The sequence below is a fragment of the Nocardioides sp. AX2bis genome, from assembly GCF_902506435.1.
In the GTDB taxonomy this organism is placed as follows: domain Bacteria; phylum Actinomycetota; class Actinomycetes; order Propionibacteriales; family Nocardioidaceae; genus Nocardioides.
Map to the genome: position 1 here is coordinate 850,191 of NZ_LR733215.1, position 15,725 is coordinate 865,915.

Annotated in this window: 16 protein-coding genes; 12 read left to right on the forward strand and 4 right to left on the reverse strand. The window is 74.6% G+C overall.

Translation table 11 applies throughout. The annotated features are described in order from the left end of the window. Positions 1 to 2: 2 nt before the first annotated feature. Positions 3 to 1,292: a citrate synthase gene (locus tag GV155_RS04130; protein ID WP_160005497.1), complete on the reverse strand. Its 1,290-nt coding sequence runs from the start codon at positions 1,290 to 1,292 to the stop codon at positions 3 to 5. Positions 1,293 to 1,538: 246 nt separating this feature from the next. On the opposite strand from GV155_RS04130, the gene rplM reads away from it, so the two are divergent. The 4 genes from rplM (at position 1,539) to GV155_RS04150 (ending at position 4,379) form a co-directional block, all read left to right on the forward strand. Then, positions 1,539 to 1,982 carry a 50S ribosomal protein L13 gene (gene rplM, locus GV155_RS04135; RefSeq protein ID WP_160005499.1) on the forward strand — a complete coding sequence of 148 codons (444 nt, stop codon included), beginning with the start codon at positions 1,539 to 1,541 and terminating at the stop codon, positions 1,980 to 1,982. A gap of 66 nt (positions 1,983 to 2,048) precedes the next feature. After that, the gene (rpsI, locus tag GV155_RS04140) at positions 2,049 to 2,546 is read left to right on the forward strand and encodes a 30S ribosomal protein S9 (protein ID WP_160005501.1); all 498 of its coding nucleotides are present in this window, start codon (positions 2,049 to 2,051) and stop codon (positions 2,544 to 2,546) included. Between the two features lie 20 nt (positions 2,547 to 2,566). Next, positions 2,567 to 3,910: a phosphoglucosamine mutase gene (gene glmM, locus GV155_RS04145; RefSeq protein WP_160005503.1), complete on the forward strand. Its 1,344-nt coding sequence runs from the start codon at positions 2,567 to 2,569 to the stop codon at positions 3,908 to 3,910. Between the two features lie 37 nt (positions 3,911 to 3,947). Further along, a complete protein-coding gene (locus tag GV155_RS04150; protein ID WP_160005505.1) occupies positions 3,948 to 4,379 on the forward strand; it encodes an organic hydroperoxide resistance protein in 432 nt (143 codons plus the stop codon). A 34-nt stretch (positions 4,380 to 4,413) separates the two neighbouring features. On the opposite strand, the gene coaA is transcribed toward GV155_RS04150, so the two are convergent. Beyond that, entirely contained in the window at positions 4,414 to 5,394 is a 981-nt protein-coding gene (coaA, locus tag GV155_RS04155) for a type I pantothenate kinase (RefSeq protein ID WP_160005507.1), read from the reverse strand. A gap of 74 nt (positions 5,395 to 5,468) precedes the next feature. Here coaA and glmS point away from each other — a divergent pair, with 74 nt between their 5' ends. Both glmS and GV155_RS04165 read left to right on the forward strand, forming a co-directional pair. Then, positions 5,469 to 7,313: a glutamine--fructose-6-phosphate transaminase (isomerizing) gene (gene glmS, locus GV155_RS04160; RefSeq protein WP_160005509.1), complete on the forward strand. Its 1,845-nt coding sequence runs from the start codon at positions 5,469 to 5,471 to the stop codon at positions 7,311 to 7,313. Then, positions 7,310 to 7,663, forward strand: a complete 354-nt coding sequence (locus GV155_RS04165; protein ID WP_160005511.1) for a holo-ACP synthase — start codon at positions 7,310 to 7,312, stop codon at positions 7,661 to 7,663. Before glmS ends, GV155_RS04165 begins: the two co-directional genes overlap by 4 nt. A 48-nt stretch (positions 7,664 to 7,711) precedes the next feature. Here the strand turns inward: GV155_RS04165 and GV155_RS04170 are convergent, their stop codons facing one another. Beyond that, a complete protein-coding gene (locus tag GV155_RS04170) occupies positions 7,712 to 8,665 on the reverse strand; it encodes a hypothetical protein (RefSeq protein WP_160005513.1) in 954 nt (317 codons plus the stop codon). A gap of 265 nt (positions 8,666 to 8,930) precedes the next feature. Between GV155_RS04170 and GV155_RS04175 the strand changes: the two genes are divergently transcribed. The 6 genes from GV155_RS04175 to GV155_RS04200 are packed head-to-tail and all read left to right on the forward strand — an operon-like array spanning position 8,931 to position 14,873. After that, positions 8,931 to 10,358, forward strand: a complete 1,428-nt coding sequence (locus GV155_RS04175) for an NAD(P)H-hydrate dehydratase (RefSeq protein ID WP_160005515.1) — start codon at positions 8,931 to 8,933, stop codon at positions 10,356 to 10,358. A gap of 23 nt (positions 10,359 to 10,381) precedes the next feature. Beyond that, positions 10,382 to 11,575, forward strand: coding sequence for an alanine racemase (gene alr, locus GV155_RS04180; protein ID WP_160005517.1), 1,194 nt, complete (start codon positions 10,382 to 10,384; stop codon positions 11,573 to 11,575). Continuing rightward, positions 11,572 to 12,687, forward strand: coding sequence for an alpha/beta fold hydrolase (locus tag GV155_RS04185; RefSeq protein ID WP_160005519.1), 1,116 nt, complete (start codon positions 11,572 to 11,574; stop codon positions 12,685 to 12,687). The genes alr and GV155_RS04185 overlap by 4 nt, the downstream gene beginning before the upstream one ends. Then, entirely contained in the window at positions 12,684 to 13,736 is a 1,053-nt protein-coding gene (gene tsaE / locus GV155_RS04190) for a tRNA (adenosine(37)-N6)-threonylcarbamoyltransferase complex ATPase subunit type 1 TsaE (protein ID WP_236553964.1), read from the forward strand. Before GV155_RS04185 ends, tsaE begins: the two co-directional genes overlap by 4 nt. A 19-nt stretch (positions 13,737 to 13,755) precedes the next feature. Next, positions 13,756 to 14,394, forward strand: a complete 639-nt coding sequence (gene tsaB, locus GV155_RS04195) for a tRNA (adenosine(37)-N6)-threonylcarbamoyltransferase complex dimerization subunit type 1 TsaB (RefSeq protein WP_160005521.1) — start codon at positions 13,756 to 13,758, stop codon at positions 14,392 to 14,394. After that, on the forward strand, positions 14,391 to 14,873 hold the full coding sequence (locus GV155_RS04200; RefSeq protein WP_160005523.1) for a GNAT family N-acetyltransferase: 483 nt from the start codon (positions 14,391 to 14,393) through the stop codon (positions 14,871 to 14,873). Before tsaB ends, GV155_RS04200 begins: the two co-directional genes overlap by 4 nt. Here GV155_RS04200 and GV155_RS04205 read toward each other — a convergent pair. Then, a complete protein-coding gene (locus tag GV155_RS04205; protein WP_160005525.1) occupies positions 14,819 to 15,709 on the reverse strand; it encodes a GNAT family N-acetyltransferase in 891 nt (296 codons plus the stop codon). The two genes, GV155_RS04200 and GV155_RS04205, sit on opposite strands and share 55 nt — an antisense overlap. Positions 15,710 to 15,725 lie beyond the last annotated feature (16 nt).

Below are 15,725 nucleotides of genomic sequence, written 5' to 3' on the forward strand. Positions count from 1 at the left end.
GCTCAGGCCCAGCGCTCCGAGGCGGGGACGAAGTCGAGCCTGCGGGCCCCGGTGTAGATCTGCTTGGGGCGCGCGATCTTCTGCTCCTTGTCCTGCACCAGCTCGAGCCACTGCGCGAGCCAGCCGGGCGTGCGCCCGATCGCGAACAGGACCGTGAACATCTCCGGCGGGAACTGGAAGGCCTCGTAGATGAGGCCGGAGTAGAAGTCGACGTTGGGGTAGAGCTTGCGCTTGACGAAGTACTCGTCCTCGAGCGCGATCTTCTCCAGCTCCAGGGCGATCTCGAGCAGCGGGTTAACCCCGGTGACCTCGAAGACGTCGTCGGCGGCCTTCTTGATGATCCGGGCGCGCGGGTCGTAGTTCTTGTAGACCCGGTGGCCGAAGCCCATCAGCTTCTCGTTGCCGTTCTTCACGCCCTCGATGAAGGAGGGGATGTTCTCCTTCGAGCCGATCCGGCGCAGCATCCGCAGGACGGCCTCGTTGGCGCCGCCGTGCAGCGGGCCGTAGAGCGCGCCGACGCCGGAGGCGACCGCGGAGTACGGGTCGACCTGCGTCGAGCCGACGCTGCGCACCGCGTTGGTGGAGGCGTTCTGCTCGTGGTCGGCGTGCAGGATGAACAGCACGTCGAGCGCCTTGACCAGCCGCGGGTCGGGCTCGAAGGTCTTCTCGCTCATCTTGAACAGCATCGAGAGGAAGTTCGCGGTGTAGGAGAGCTCGTTGTCGGGGTAGACGAACGGCTTGCCCTGCGCGTGCCGGAACGACCAGGCGCCCAGCGTCGGCATCTTGGCGATCATCCGCACGATCTGCATGTGGCGGTTCTCGGCGTCGTGGATGTCACGGGCGTCGGGGTAGAAGGTCGACAGCGCGCCCACGGAGGCCATCAGCATGCCCATCGGGTGGGCGTCGTAGCGGAAGCCCTCCATGAAGGTCTTGATGTTCTCGTGCACGAACGTGTGGTAGGTGATCTCGTGCTCCCAGGCGTCGAACTCCGCCTTGGTGGGCAGCGCGCCGTGGTTGAGCAGGTAGGCCACCTCGAGGAAGTTCGAGCCCTCGGCGAGCTGCTCGATCGGGTAGCCGCGGTACTCCAGGATCCCCTCGTCCCCGTCGATGAAGGTCACGGAGGAGCGGCAGGAGGCGGTGTTGACGAAGCCGGGGTCGTAGACGGCCAGGCCCGGCTGGTCATCGCCGGCCTTGATCTTCCCGAGGTCGGCGGCCTTGATGGTGCCGTCGGCGATCGGGACGTCGTACTCCTGCCCGGTGCGGTTGTCGCGTACGGTGAGAGAGTCAGTCACGCCCCACAACCTAGTCCGCGCGCCGCGAGCGGCGCCAACGGGTGGTTTGCGAGGCGAGACGGACACGGGGCACGGGCCTCGCAGCACGGGCCGTTTTGACCTGTGCGCAGGCCCCGCCGTAACATCGACGGTCGCGGCCAGCCGCGCAACGACTGCAGGTGCGCCACCGCACCGATCCGGGCCCGGACGGGCGAGATGCCCACCGGACGCCCCGCTCCACCGACACCGACGAGAAGGCCTATCACCGTGCGTACGTACAGCCCCAAGCCCGCTGACATCCAGCGTGAGTGGCACGTCATCGACGCCGAGGACGTGGTCCTCGGTCGTCTCGCCGTCGAGACCGCCACCCTGCTGCGCGGCAAGCACAAGCCGATGTACGCCCCGCACATGGACGTCGGCGACTTCGTCGTCGTCATCAACGCGGAGAAGGTGTCGATCAGCGGCGACAAGGCCACCAAGAAGATGGTCTACCGCCACTCCGGCTACCCGGGCGGTCTGTCCGCGACGCCCATCGGCGAGCTGCTGGCCAAGGACGCCCGCAAGGCCGTCGAGAACGCCGTCTGGGGCATGCTCCCCAAGAACAAGCTCGGCCGCGCCATGCTCGGCAAGCTCAAGGTCTACTCGGGCCCCGCGCACCCGCACGAGGCGCAGCAGGTCAAGCCGTTCGAGATCCGCCAGGTCACCCAGTGACCCTGCTCTCCTGAGCAGCAGCACCACCCACACGTACGCACCAGATGAGCACCAGTGAGGAATGACGTGGCTGACACCACCGAGGTCGAGGAGACCTACCAGGCCGACGAGCAGGGCGTCGCCTACAGCTCCGAGACCGTGCCCAGCGCCGAGTCCACGGACCGCCCGGCCACCATCGCCCCCGCCGCGGCCACCGGCCGTCGCAAGGAGGCCGTGGCCCGCGTCCGCATCGTCCCGGGCACCGGCCAGTGGCGCGTCAACGGCCGCACGCTGGACTCGTACTTCCCGAACAAGCTGCACCAGCAGGTCGTCAACGAGCCCTTCGCCGCGACCCAGCTCGAGGGCCGCTTCGACGTCGTCGCCCGCATCCACGGTGGCGGCATCACCGGCCAGGCCGGCGCGCTGCGCCTCGGCGTGGCCCGTGCGCTGAACGACGTCGACCTCGACGCCAACCGCGCCACCCTGAAGGCCGCCGGCCTGCTGACCCGCGACTCGCGCGCCATCGAGCGCAAGAAGGCCGGTCTCAAGAAGGCCCGCAAGGCGCCCCAGTTCAGCAAGCGCTGATCCCCGCCGCGGAGCCCGTCATGGACCGACTCTTCGGCACCGACGGCGTCCGCGGCCTGGCCAACGGCACGCTGACCGCCGAGCTCGCCATGGAGCTCGGCGTCGCGGCCGCGCGCGTCCTCGTCGAGGACGGGTCGTACGCCGGGCCGCGCCCGCTGGCCGTCGTCGGCCGCGACACCCGCGTCTCGGGGCAGTTCCTCGAGCACGCCGTCGTCGCGGGGCTGGCCTCGGCCGGCATGGACGTGCTGCGGCTGCGGGTCCTGCCCACCCCGGGCGTGGCGTTCCTCACCGGCACCCTCGGTGCCGACCTGGGCGTGGTCATCAGCGCCTCGCACAACCCGATGCCCGACAACGGCATCAAGCTGCTCGCCCGCGGCGGTCGCAAGCTCGACGACGCCGTGGAGCGCGAGATCGAGGCGCACGTCGGCCGGCCCTGGGACCGCCCGACCGGTGCCGACATCGGCCGCGTCACGCCGTACGGCCCGACCGTCGAGGACTACGCCGCCCACCTGGTGCGGACCGTCGAGCGCCCGCTGGCCGGCCTGAAGGTCGTCCTCGACTGCGCCCACGGCGCCGCCTCCGAGGTGGGCCCGCGTGCGCTGATCGACTCCGGGGCGACCGTGGTCGCGATCGGTGACCAGCCCGACGGCACGAACATCAACGACGGCTACGGCTCGACCTACCTCGACCGGCTCTCGGCCGCGGTGCTCGAGCACGGCGCCGACGCGGGCTTCGCCGTCGACGGCGACGCGGACCGCTGCCTGGCCGTCGACCACACCGGCACCGTCGTCGACGGAGACCAGATCATGGCCGTCCTGGCCCTGGGCATGCACGAGCAGGGCCGGCTCGTGCGCGACACCGTCGTGGCCACCGTGATGAGCAACCTCGGTTTCGTCCAGGCCCTCGAGCGGGCCGGGATCACCGTGCTGCGGACCGCGGTCGGCGACCGGTACGTCCTCGAGGCGATGAACGCCGGCGGCTACAACCTCGGCGGCGAGCAGTCCGGCCACGTGATCATGAGCGACCACGCCACGACCGGCGACGGCCTGCTGACCGCGCTGCAGGTGCTGGCCCGGATGGCCGGCACCGGCCGTACCCTCGCCGACCTCGCCGGCGTGATGACGCGACTCCCGCAGGTGCTGCTGAACGTGGGCGGCGTCGACCGCGCCCGCACCGACGACGAGGGTGTCCTGGCCGCCGTGGCGGCCGAGGAGGCCGCGCTGGCCGGCGAGGGGCGCGTGCTGCTGCGCCCGTCGGGCACCGAGCCGATCGTGCGGGTGATGGTCGAGGCGCCGACGCAGGACCGCGCGACTGCCGTCGCCGAGCGGCTCGCGGCCGTCGTGCGGCAACGACTCGCGCTGTAGCGGAATGGACCGCCGCCCGGTCGGTGTTGGGCCGAGCATGACCAACACCCCGGAGAAGATCGTCTACACCGCCCGCGCCACCGTCACCGGCGGCCGTGCCGGACACGCGCGCAGCGAGGACGGCGTCCTCGACCTGGCGCTGACCGCGCCCAAGGAGACCGGCGGGCCCGGCACCGGCACCAACCCCGAGCAGCTCTTCGCCGTCGGCTACGGCGCCTGCTTCCAGGGTGCCCTGGGCATGGTGGCCAAGAAGGAGGGCGTCGACGCCTCGGCCTCCACCGTCGACATCGCGGTCGGCTTCGGTCCCGAGGGCGACTCGTTCGCCATCACCGCCGACATCACCGCCACCATCCCGGGCGTCGACGACGAGACCGCCCAGCGCCTCGTCGAGACCGCCCACCAGGTCTGCCCCTACTCCAAGGCCACCCGCGGCAACGTCCCCGTCACGGTGACCGGCAAGGGCGCCTGAGCCACCCCGCCCTGCCCCGGTCGGTACGTCCGCCTCACACCTTGCGGAGGCGGACGTACCGCACCGAGTGGTCGCGGTCCTTGCGCAGCACCAGGGTCGCGCGCGACCGGGTCGGCAGGATGTTGTCGACCAGGTTGGGACCGTTGATGGTGTCCCAGATCCGCTCCGCCTCCCGGACGGCCTCGCCCTGGGAGAACGCGGCGTACTTGGCGAAGTACGAGCCCGGGTCCTGGAACGCGGTCTCGCGCAGCCGCAGGAAGCGGGAGACGTACCAGTCGCGGATCTTGTCGCGGCCGGCGTCGACGTAGATGGAGAAGTCGAAGAAGTCGCTCAGCGTCAGCCCGGCGCTGCCGTCCTCGCGCACGCGCGCCGGCTGCAGGACGTTGAGGCCCTCGATGATCACGATGTCGGGCCGCTTGACCACGACCCGCTCGTCGGGGACGACGTCGTAGACCAGGTGGGAGTACGTCGGGGCGACGACCTCGTCGCGGCCGGACTTGATGTCCACCACGAAGCGCAGCAGCGCGCGCCGGTCGTAGGACTCCGGGAACCCCTTGCGCTGGAGCAGCCCGCGCCGCTCGAGCTCGGCGTTGGGGTAGAGGAAGCCGTCGGTGGTGACCAGGGCCACGTTCGGGTGCTCGGGCCAGTGGGCGAGCATCTGCTGCAGCACGCGGGCGGTGGTGGACTTGCCCACCGCCACCGAGCCGGCCAGCCCGATCACGAACGGGGTGCGCGGCGGGGTCCGCTGGTGCAGGAACGCCTCGGTGTCGTGGTGCAGCTTGCCCGCGGACTCGACGTACATGCTCAGCAGCCGCGACAGCGGCAGGTAGACCTCCTGCACCTCGCGCAGGTCCAGGCTGTCGCCCAGGCCGCGGAGGCGGGCGATCTCCTCGTCGGTCAGCGGCGCCTCCATCTGGGGCGTCAGTGCGGCCCAGGTGTCACGGTCGAGCTCGAGGTAGGGCGACGACTCGTGGCCGGCGTGCTCCTCGACCGGGGGGCTCCCGCCAGCGGACATGCGGGGGAGTCTTGCAGCACTCCTGCCGCGTGGGTCGTCGGGGCCGGGCCCCGGGCTCGGTAGAGTCGTGCCCCATGTGCGGGATCGTGGGCTACGTCGGGCCGAAGTCAGCCCAGGAGGTCGTCGTCGAGGGACTGCGCCGCCTGGAGTACCGGGGATACGACTCCGCGGGGGTGGCGCTCGTCGTGGACGGTGCGCTGGTCGTCGACAAGAAGGCCGGGAAGCTGGCCAACCTGGAGAAGGCGATCGCGGAGACGCCGCTGCCGGCGGCGACGACCGGCATCGGGCACACCCGGTGGGCCACGCACGGTCCCCCGACCGACGCCAACGCCCACCCGCACCTCGGGGAGTCGCGCCGGGTCGCGCTGGTGCACAACGGGATCATCGAGAACTTCGACGCGCTGCGCACCCAGCTCGAGGCCGACGGCCACCAGCTAGTCTCTGACACCGACACCGAGATCGTGGCCCACCTCGTCGAGCTGCAGGTGCGCTCCGGGGTCGACCTGACCGAGGCGATGCAGCGGGTCTGCCAGGTCCTCGAGGGCGCGTTCACGCTCGTCGCCGTGGACGCCGAGGACCCCGACCGGGTCGTCGCGGCCCGCCGCAACTCCCCGCTGGTCGTCGGGCTGGGGGAGGGCGAGAACTTCCTCGGCTCCGACGTCGCCGCCTTCATCGAGCACACCCGCGAGGCCCTCGAGCTCGGCCAGGACACCGTGGTCACCATCACCGCCGCCGGCGTCGAGGTCACCGACTTCCACGGCGTGCCGCAGGAGGGCGTGCGCTACCACGTCGACTGGGACCTCTCGGCCGCCGAGAAGGACGGCCACGACTGGTTCATGCGCAAGGAGATCTTCGAGCAGCCGCGGGCCGTCGCGGACTCCCTGCTCGGTCGCCGCACGCGTACCGGAGCCCTGCAGCTGGACGAGATGCGGCTCTCGGACCAGGAGATCCGCGACATCGACAAGATCATCATCATCGCGGCCGGCACGTCGTTCTACGCCGGCATGGTGGCCAAGTACGCCATCGAGCACTGGTGCCGCGTCCCGGTCGAGGTCGAGCTGTCCAGCGAGTTCCGCTACCGCGACCCGATCCTGGACTTCTCGACCCTCGTGGTCGCGATCAGCCAGTCCGGCGAGACCGCGGACACGCTCCAGGCGATCCGGCACGCGCGCACCCAGCGCTCGAAGGTGCTGGCGATCTGCAACACCAACGGCTCGACGATCCCGCGCGAGTCCGACGCGGTGATCTACACCCACGCCGGCCCCGAGATCGGCGTCGCCTCGACCAAGGGGTTCCTGACCCAGCTGGTCGCGACCTACCTGCTCGCGCTCTACATCGCGCAGGTCAAGGGCACCCGGTACGGCGACGAGATCGCCGAGGTGATGCACCAGCTCGAGGCGATCCCGGCCCAGATCGAGGAGCTGCTGGGGCGCAGCGAGGAGGTGTACGAGCTGGCCCGCGCGCACGTGAAGGCCACCTCGGTGCTCTTCCTCGGCCGGCACGCCGGCTACCCCGTGGCGCTCGAGGGGGCGCTGAAGCTCAAGGAGATCGCCTACCTGCACGCCGAGGGGTTCGCCGCCGGCGAGCTCAAGCACGGTCCGATCGCGCTGATCACCGACGGCCTGCCGGTGCTGTGCGTGGTGCCGCCGCAGGGCCGCGACCAGCTCCACTCCAAGATGCTGTCGGGCATCCAGGAGGTCCGGGCCCGCGGCGCCCTGACGATCTGCCTGGCCGAGGAGGGCGACGAGGCGATCCCGCGCTACGCCGACCACCTGATCCGCCTGCCCAAGGTGCCGGTGCTGCTCCAGCCGCTGGTGGCCACGGTGCCGCTGCAGCTGTTCGCCTGCGAGCTGGCCACCGGGCTCGGCCACGACGTCGACCAGCCGCGCAACCTGGCCAAGTCCGTCACCGTCGAGTGAGCGTGCTCGGCGTCGGCATCGACGTCTGCGACATCGCGCGCTTCGGGCTCTCGCTCGAACGCACCCCCGGGCTGCGCGAGCGGCTGTTCACCCCCGCGGAGGCCGGCCGCTCGCTGGCCTCGCTGGCCGCCCGGTTCGCCGCGAAGGAGGCCCTGGCCAAGTCGCTGGGCGCCCCCGGCGGCCTGGCCTGGCACGACGCCGAGGTGGTCTCGGAGGACACCGGCCGGCCCCGCCTGGAGATGCGGGGGTCGGTCCTCGCCCGGGCGGCCGAGCTCGGCGCCACCTCGGTCCACGTCTCGCTCTCCCACGACGCCGGCATCGCCTCGGCCGTGGTGGTGCTGGAGGGCTGACCCAGGGCCGGGGCAGTCGTGTGCCTGAGCACGGTCCCTGGGCCGTTGTCAGGCACACGACCCTCCCGGCCCGAGGCGCAGCAGGACCCGGAGGTCCCGGACCAGCTCCTCCGGCTCGTGCCGCAGCTCGTGGGCGGTGCAGCCGACGACGGTCCGACCCGGCCCGGAGAGTCGTCGGTGGCGCTGCTTGTCGTTGCTCCACGACCGGATCTCGGTGTGGAACGCGCCGTCCACCTCGAGCACGACGACGTGGCCGTCGGGCAGGTCCCACTCGGCGTCGGTCCACCGCGCTCGACCGGCAGGGTCACGGCGCGGCCGCTGCCGGTCCGGGAGCGGGAGCCCGTGGTCGCGGCACAGGTCGACGAGGTCGAGCTCGGCGCGCGAGTGCGACCCGCGGGCGACGTCCTCCAGCACGGAGCGGAAGGACGCGGCGCGCCGGAGCGGTCGGAGGACGGGGATCCAGGACTGCAACCGCTCGGCGGTGGTCAGTCGTTGCTGGACCACCGCCGCCAGGACGCCGTGGGCGGAGCGCAGGTCCGCGTCGTACGCCGCCCAGAGCAGCACCGCCGGCTCGAGCTGCGCGAGCGGCAGACCGTGCGCGTGGCGCAGGAGCAGGTCGTGGGGCCGGCGGGTCCGGAAGAACCGGACGCCCGGGACCGGGTCGAAGCTGAGCTCGTCGTCCACCCAGACGGTGAGCGTGTCGCGTCCCCACCCGGCCAGTCCGTGCGCAGCCGCGGCGGACAGGCTGCCGAGCATGCTGCGCGGGCCGGCGTGCAGGACGGCGAGCCACCGACGCTGCTGGAGGTCGAGCGGGCCGGTCGTGGTGCTGACGACGCGGGGCGTACGGGCGACCCAGCGGCTGGCGCGCACGGCGGCGTCGACGTGGTCCCAGTCCACCCCGTGGGCCGTCAGCTGGCGGCGGGCGACCATCCCGGCCTGGTCGGTGATGAGGGCCCGCAGGTCGCGGTGCTGCTCGCCGTGCGGTCGGGGGTCGGGATCCACCGGTCCACTGTCGGCGCGCCGTGGTGCGGCCGGCTGGCGAGAGCAGGCGCCCTGGGGACGACGGCACGAGTCGTGTGCCTGTGCACGGTCCATGGCCCGTGCTCGGGCACACGACCGCGGGCGGGGTGGGTGTCCGTCCCCGCTCCCGGGCAGTCGTGTGCCCCACGACGGTCCCGGGGCCGGTCTGAGGCACACGACTCCTCCGCCCCGCCCCGGCTCGCCCCGGCTCGGCCCGGGCCCGGTCGCGCCGGGCTAGCGTGGCGGGATGAGGCGCGCGCACACGGTGGAGCAGGTCCGGGCGGCGGAGGGGGCGCTGATAGCACGGCTGTCCCCGGGGGCGCTGATGCAGCGGGCCGCGACCGGGCTGGCGCACGCGGTGCTGGACCTGCTGGCCGGGCCGGCGGGGGACCAGCCGGCGTACGGGCGTCGCGTGCTGCTGCTCGTCGGCGGCGGCGACAACGGCGGGGACGCCCTGTGGGCGGGGGCGCGGCTGGCGGCGCGCGGGTGCGCGGTCGAGGCCGTGCTGCTCTCCGACCACGCCCGCGCCGACGGCCTGGCCGCGCTGCGCGCCGCCGGCGGCCGCGTGGTCGCCGCGGGCACCGCCCACCGGCCCGACGTCGTCCTCGACGGCATCGTCGGCATCGGCGGTCGGCCCGGGCTGCGGCAGGACGCGGCCGAGGAGCTCGGGCGGTACGCCGGGGTGCCGGTCGTCGCGGTCGACACCCCGTCCGGCGTGGACGTCGACACCGGCGAGGTCGACGGGTCCCACGTGCGGGCCACGCTGACCGTCACCTTCGGCACCCACAAGCCCTGCCACCTGCTCGACCCCGCCGCGCTGGCGTGCGGCCCGGTGCACCTGGTCGACCTCGGCCTCGACCTTCCCGCCCCGGAGCTCGAGGCGCTGCAGCCCGACGACGTGGCCGCGCTGCTGCCCGTGCCCGGCGCGGCGGACCACAAGTACTCCCGCGGCGTGGTCGGCGTCCGCGCCGGCTCCGCCACCTACCCCGGGGCCGGCCTGCTCAGCGTCATGGGCGCCGCGACCGGGCTGGTCGGGATGGTGCGCTACGTCGGTGACGACCTGGTGGGCGACCGGGTCCGCACGGCCCACCCCGAGGTGGTCGGCGCCGGCCGGGTCCAGGCGTGGGTGGTCGGCAGCGGCAGCGGCGACGGCTCCGCCGGCACCTTGGCCGAGGCGCTGGCCGACGACGTGCCGCTGGTCGTCGACGCCGACGCCCTGGTGCACCTCGCCGCGCCGGCCCCCGCCCACGCCGTCCTGACGCCGCACGCCGGCGAGCTGTCCCGGATGCTCGACGTGGCCCGCGAGGACGTCGAGGCCCGCCCGCTCCACCACGTCCGGGCCGCGGTCGAGCGGTACGGCTGCACCGTGCTGCTCAAGGGCCGGCACACCCTGGTCGCCGCCCCGGGGCGCCCGGTCCGGGTCACCACCACCGGGACGCCCTGGCTGGCCACGGCCGGCGCCGGCGACGTCCTCGGCGGGCTCGTCGGGGCCCTGCTCGCCGCGGGCCTGGAGCCGTACGACGCGGCGTCGGCCGGCAGCTGGCTGCACGGGGCCGCGGCCACGACCGCCGCGGCCGGCGGTCCCCTCACGGCGAGCGCCGTCGCCGGCGCGCTGCCCGGCGTCGTGCGCGACCTGCTCCGCGCCGCTCCGCGGGGTGGGAGGTCCACACCCTGACGACGGTGGAAGGATGGTCGGTCATGAGCAGGTCCACCACCGAGCGGCCCCCACCGCGCGCGGAGATCGTGGTCGACCTCGCCGCGGTGCGGCACAACGTCCGCGTGCTGCGGGAGACCGCCGGCGTGCCGCTGATCGCGGTGGTCAAGGCCGACGGCTACGGCCACGGGATGGCGCCCGTGGCCCGCGCCGCCCGGGCCGCCGGGGCCGAGTGGCTCGCGACCGCCACGCCCGACGAGGCCCTGGCCCTGCGGGCCGCCGGCGACACCGGCCCCCTGCTCTGCTGGCTCGGCGCCCCCGGCGAGGATCTCGCGCCGGCGCTGGTCGCCGGCATCGACGTCAGCGCCTACTCCGTCGAGGCCCTCGACGAGCTGGCCGACGCGGTACGGCGCGCCGGTGCCGACGCGCCGCCGGCCCGGGTCCACCTGAAGGTCGACACCGGGTTGTCCCGCGGCGGCGCCGCCGAGGCCGACTGGGCGCCGTTCCTGGCCCGGGCCCGTGCCGGCGAGCAGGACGGGACCTGGCGCGTGGTCGGGCTGTGGTCGCACCTGGCCTGCGCCGACGAGCCCGACCACCCCGCCAACGACGCCCAGCAGGCCGCCTTCGAGCGGGCGCTCGCCCTGGCCACCGCCGCCGGCCTGAGCCCCGAGCTGCGGCACCTGGCCAACTCCGCGGCCACCCTGACCCGCCCGCAGGCGCGCTACGACGCGGTCCGCTGCGGGCTCGCGGTCTACGGGCTCGACCCCGCCCCGGGCGTGCCGCACGGTGCCGACCTGCGACCGGCGATGACGGTGCGGGCCCGGGTCGCCCTGCTCAAGCGGGTCGGACCCGGCGACGGCGTCTCCTACGGCCACACCTGGGTCGCCCCGGCGCCCACCACGCTGGCGCTCGTCCCGGCCGGGTACGCCGAGGGCGTCCCGCGCCACGCCGCGACCGGGCCCACGGGGCCGGCGGCCGAGGTCGCGGTCGGCGGACGACGCCGCCCGATCCGCGGTCGCGTCTGCATGGACCAGGTCATGGTCGACCTCGGCGACGACGACGTCCGCGCGGGCGACGAGGTCGTCCTGTTCGGACCGCCCGGCGAGGGCCGCCCCACCGCCCAGGAGTGGGCCGAGGCGTGCGGCACCATCAGCTACGAGATCGTCACCCGGGTCGGCGGCCGGATGCCGCGCCGCCACACCGACAGCGACACCGACCCCCAGGAGGTCCGGCCATGAGCCGCGGACGTGTGATCGGCGCCGTCGCCGGCGGGCTCGGGCTGGCCGCGGCCGGCACCGCCTTCGGCGTGGTCCACCAGGCCCGCTCGATCGGCCGACGCCGACCCAGCGCCGAGGACGAGGAGCACCGCGACGACGAGCAGGCGGCGTACGGCCCGGACGGCACGCCCACCTTCGGCCGGCTCCGCTCGCGCCCGCTCACCGTGGTCGCCGACGACGGGGTGCCGCTGCACGTCGAGGTCGACGAGGTCGACGGGGTCGCCGCACGGGCGGGCGCCGGCCCGGCGCCGACGGTGGTGCTGGTCCACGGCTACTGCCTCCAGCTCGACTGCTGGCACTTCCAGCGGGCGGCCTACCGCGGCCGGCTGCGCACGGTGCTCTACGACCAGCGCAGCCACGGCCGCTCCGGCCGGTCCGCCCGGGAGCACGCCACGATCGCCCAGCTCGGCCGCGACCTGCTGCGCGTGCTGGAGGAGGTCGTGCCCGACGGTCCCGTCGTCCTGGTCGGCCACTCCATGGGCGGGATGAGCGTGATCTCCCTGCTGGTCACCTACCCCGAGCTGCTCGAGGAGCGGGTGGTCGGTGTCGCCCTGGTGGCCACCACCGCCGGCGGTCTCGACCCCGGCCGCATCCTGCTGCCGCTGCTGCCGGCGCGGCTGTCCGGCGAGCTGACCGGCACCGCGGTCAGCACCCTGCGCCTGGGTCACCGCGCGGTCGACTCGGTGCGGCGGCTCGGGAAGATCGTGGCCCGCGTCGGCACCGACGTGCTCGCCTTCGGTGACCCGGTGCCGGCCTCGTACGTCGACTTCGTCGACCGGATGCTGGCCTCGACCCCGTTCGAGGTGGTCAGCGACTTCTTCCCCAGCTTCCGAGGCTTCGACGAGTTCGGCACGGTGGGCGTGCTGGCCCGGGTGCCGACGGTCGTGGTCTGCGGCACCGCGGACCGCCTGACCTCGATCGGGCACAGCCGCAAGCTGCACCAGCGCATCCCCGGCTCGCGCCTGGTCGAGCTCGAGGGCGCCGGGCACCTCGTGCTGCTGGAGCGCCACGCCGAGGTCACCGCGGCGATCGACGACCTGCTGGACCGGGCCCAGGAACGGCTCGCCTCGTGAGCGGTGACCCCGACACCGGTGACGCCCCGGGCGTGGTGACCACCGAGACGGTCGGCCCGGAGTGGGCCTCGGTGGTGCTCGGGGTCGTCCGGGCCGCGTTCGCCGACCGTCCCGTGCTCGACCCGCCGGCCGACGCGCTGGTCGAGACCCTCGACACCATCGAGGCCCGCCTGCGCGCCCACGGCGGCATCGTGGCCCGCCTGGACGGCGAGGCGGTGGGCGCCCTGATCCTGGACCCCGACCACGAGGGCATCGTCTGGCTGCGCCGGTTCGGGGTCGTCCCCGGCGTCCAGGGCCGCGGCGTCGCCGGCGCGCTGATCGCCGCGGCCGCCGAGGCCGCCGCGGGTCGGCGCGGGCTCGGCGTCTTCGCGCGCCAGGAGCTGCCGCGGACCGTCGGCTTCTGGGCCCGCCAGGGGTTCGCGGAGATCGACCGGCACCCGCCGTACGTCGAGATGGTCCGCTCGCTGCCGCAGGCCTACGACGCGGCCACCGCGGCGGAGATGCGCACCATCGGCCGGGTGCTGGCCGAGCGGCTCGAGCCGGGCGACCTCGTCGTCCTCTCCGGCGGGCTCGGCGCCGGCAAGACCACCTTCACCCAGGGCCTGGGGGAGGGGCTCGGGGTGCGGGGCGCCGTCACGTCGCCCACCTTCGTGATCTCCCGCGTGCACCCGCCGACCACCGGCGGACCCCCGCTGGTGCACGTCGACGCCTACCGCCTCGACGGCCTCGACGAGCTGGACGACCTGGACCTCGACACCGCGGTGGAGGAGGCCGTCACCGTCGTCGAGTGGGGGACCGGCGTGGTCGAGCAGCTCGCGGAGTCCCGCCTCGAGGTCCGCATCGAGCGCGCCGACACCGCCCCCGGCGCCAGTCCGGGCGACCGCCCGGACCCCGGGGAGGGGATCGGTGCCGGCCCCGACGACGACGACGAGGACGAGCCGCTGGACCCCCGGGTGGTCCGCATCCAGGGGTACGGCCCCCGCTGGACGTTCCTGGCCCGGCTGCCGCTCCACCCGACGGCCCCCGACCAGCCCGGCACGGCCCGGTGACGCTCGGTAGCCTGCGCGGGTGCTCCTCGCTCTCGACACCGCCACCGGCCTGGTCACCGTCGCCCTGCACGACGGGGCCGACGTCGTCGTCGAGCTCTCCTCGACCGAGCGCCTCCGTCACGGCGAGCAGCTCGCACCGCTGGTCGCCGAGACCCTCGACCGCGCCGGCATCGAGCGCTTCGACCTGACGGCGATCGCCGTGGGGGTCGGTCCGGGCCCCTTCACCGGCCTGCGGGTCGGCCTGGTCACCGCCCGCACGCTCGCCTGGGCGCTCGAGCTGCCCGTCTACGGCGTGTGCACGCTCGACGTGCTGGCCGTCGAGGCGGTCGCCACCGGCGCTGTCCAGGACGCGTTCGTCGTGGCCACCGACGCCCGGCGCAAGGAGGTCTACCTGGCCTCCTACGACGCCGACGGGACCCGGCTGGCCGGGCCGGTCGTGGACCGACCGGCCGAGGTCGCCACCGACGTCCCGGTCGTGGGCGAGGGCTCCCGGCTCCACCCCGAGCACTTCCCGCAGGCGGTCGGCCCCGAGCGTCCCTCCGCCGGCTGGCTGGCCGTCGCGGTCGCCGAGGAGCGCGCAGAGCTGCTCGACCCCGAGCCGCTCTACCTGCGCCGCCCCGACGCGGTCGCCCCGGGCCCGCGCAAGCCCGCCTCGTGACGGCCCGGTCGTCACCGCCCGCGGACGCGGCCCGCGTACGCCGGGCGACGGCGCGGGACGCGGCCGCGGTCGCGGCCCTCGAGGAGGCCGGGCTCGGGGACGACGCGTGGTCCTACGGGCTGCTCTCGGAGGTCGTCGGCGGCACCCTGCCCACCGTGCACGCGCTGGTCGCCGAGGCCGATGGCGAGGTCCTGGGGTACGCCGCCGGCAGCCTGGTCGTCGACGTGGCCGAGCTCCAGCGGCTGGTCGTGGCCGGACCCGCCCGCCGCCGCGGGATCGCCCGGGCCCTGCTCGACGCGCTGCTCGGGCTGGCCCGCGACGCCGGGGCGGAGCGGGTGCTGCTCGAGGTCCGCGCCGACAACGAGGGTGCCCGTGCGTTCTACGCCGCCGCCGGCTTCGCCGAGGTCGGCACCCGGCCGCGCTACTACCGCGACGGCGAGTCGGCGCTGGTGCTCGAACGGTCGGTCCCGGCCCGCTGACCGGCCCGCTGACCGGTCCGACCACGGGGCCGGGAGGTCAGGCCCGAGGCGAACGTGTGCCGGGTGGCGTAGCCGAGGTCGCGGTAGATCCGCAGCGCCGGCGCGTTGTCGAGGTAGACCCCGAGACTGACCACGGGCGCCATCGCGAGGCCGGCGCGGGTCAGGCCGACCGACAGGGCGCGACCGAGCCCGCGGCCGGCGTGGTCGGGGTGCACCGTGACCGCGCGCAGGTGCCCGCTGCCGTCGGCCTGGCGGACCAGCGCCCCGACGGCCCGCAGCTCCCCGTCCTCGCGCAGGCCGAGCCAGCGCGCGACGCCCGGGGTGGTGCCGGGCCGGGCGAAGGAGCCGGGGTTGCCGGCGTCGAGGACGCCCCGGACCTCCGCAGCCGCTCCGTCCGTCCCTTCCTGCGCAGCTCCTGCGGGGCCGTCGAGCGGGCCGAGGTCGACCAGCCGCGGGTCCACCGGCCCGGACGGGACGGTGTCGGTGAGCATCCAGTGCCAGCGGTTGGTCGAGACCTGCGCCCAGCCCGGCGGCAGCGAGGTCTCGGCGCCGTCGCTCACGCTGACCCGGTCGACCGGCCCGGCGGCCTCCGCGGCCGGCGCGAGCATCGTCGCCAGCAGCCCGGCCGGACCGACGCCGTGCCCGACCCGCATCCTGCCGCCGTCGTGCCACACGACCTCCGCCACCCACAGCGCGGCCCGCTCGACCCCGTGGACGCCCTCCCGCTCGGTGACCCACGCCCGGCGCACGGTGCCCGGGTCGAGCTGGTGCCGCACGAACGGCTCCGGGGCGACGTCGCGCGGCGCGGTCAGCCCCACCACGTCGACCTCGCGCACGTCGCCCAGTCTGCGC

What these genes read in the sequence shown, in the direction of transcription:
- glmM (WP_160005503.1), top strand. Translation starts at nt 2,567, where the DNA reads ATGGACCGACTCTTCGGCACCGACGGCGTCCGCGGCCTGGCCAACGGC.
- GV155_RS04150 (WP_160005505.1), top strand. Translation starts at nt 3,948, where the DNA reads ATGACCAACACCCCGGAGAAGATCGTCTACACCGCCCGCGCCACCGTC.
- coaA (WP_160005507.1), bottom strand. Translation starts at nt 5,394, where the DNA reads ATGTCCGCTGGCGGGAGCCCCCCGGTCGAGGAGCACGCCGGCCACGAG.
- glmS (WP_160005509.1), top strand. Translation starts at nt 5,469, where the DNA reads ATGTGCGGGATCGTGGGCTACGTCGGGCCGAAGTCAGCCCAGGAGGTC.
- GV155_RS04175 (WP_160005515.1), top strand. Translation starts at nt 8,931, where the DNA reads ATGAGGCGCGCGCACACGGTGGAGCAGGTCCGGGCGGCGGAGGGGGCG.
- alr (WP_160005517.1), top strand. Translation starts at nt 10,382, where the DNA reads ATGAGCAGGTCCACCACCGAGCGGCCCCCACCGCGCGCGGAGATCGTG.
- GV155_RS04185 (WP_160005519.1), top strand. Translation starts at nt 11,572, where the DNA reads ATGAGCCGCGGACGTGTGATCGGCGCCGTCGCCGGCGGGCTCGGGCTG.